1 protein-coding gene is annotated in these 604 nt (G+C 63.1%); it reads right to left on the bottom strand.

All coding sequences use genetic code 11. The features are described 5' to 3' along the window. Nucleotides 1-604 (bottom strand): AAA family ATPase (locus EN906_RS36385; protein WP_164777720.1); only part of this gene is annotated, 604 nt, incomplete at both ends.

Raw genomic sequence — 604 nt, 5'->3', positions numbered from 1 at the left:
TGTCGAACCAGGCCGCCTGGCTGAGGCCGCCGACCATGGTGGCAATGGCTTCGGCCGTGGACAGCGAACCGGACGGCGTCTTCAACGTCACCTTGCCGTCGGCTGTAGCACCGGAGCGCAACTCGCGAAAAATGGTCAGCACTCGCGCGATCTCCTCACCGACATTCTTCGGCACCGGAAGGTCAAGACCGCCGGCCATCTCGCCGACCCGCTTGGAGACGATCGCCACTTCCTCCGCCATGTCTTCGGGCAAAGGCAGCACGACGACGTTGAAGCGGCGCTTCAACGCTGACGACAACTCGTTGACGCCCTTGTCGCGGTTGTTGGCGGTGGCAATGATGTTGAAGCCGCGCTGCGCGTAGATCGAGGTGTTAAGTTCCGGGATCGGCATCATCTTTTCGGACAGGACGGTGATCAGCGTGTCCTGCACATCGGAGCCCATGCGCGTCAGCTCCTCGAGGCGGCAAAGCTTGCCGTCCTGCATGGCGCGGTAGAGCGGCGTCGGCACCAGCGCATCCTGGCTTGGGCCCTTTGCCAGAAGCTGTGCGTAGTTCCAGCCATAGCGGATCTGGTTCTCGTCGGTGCCGGCCGTGCACTGCACGAT

Source organism: Mesorhizobium sp. M7A.F.Ca.CA.004.06.1.1 (assembly GCF_003999135.1).
In the GTDB taxonomy this organism is placed as follows: Bacteria; Pseudomonadota; Alphaproteobacteria; order Rhizobiales; family Rhizobiaceae; genus Mesorhizobium.
Note: the sequence above shows the minus strand (reverse complement) of the source record. Positions and strands in the feature narration are given on the sequence as shown.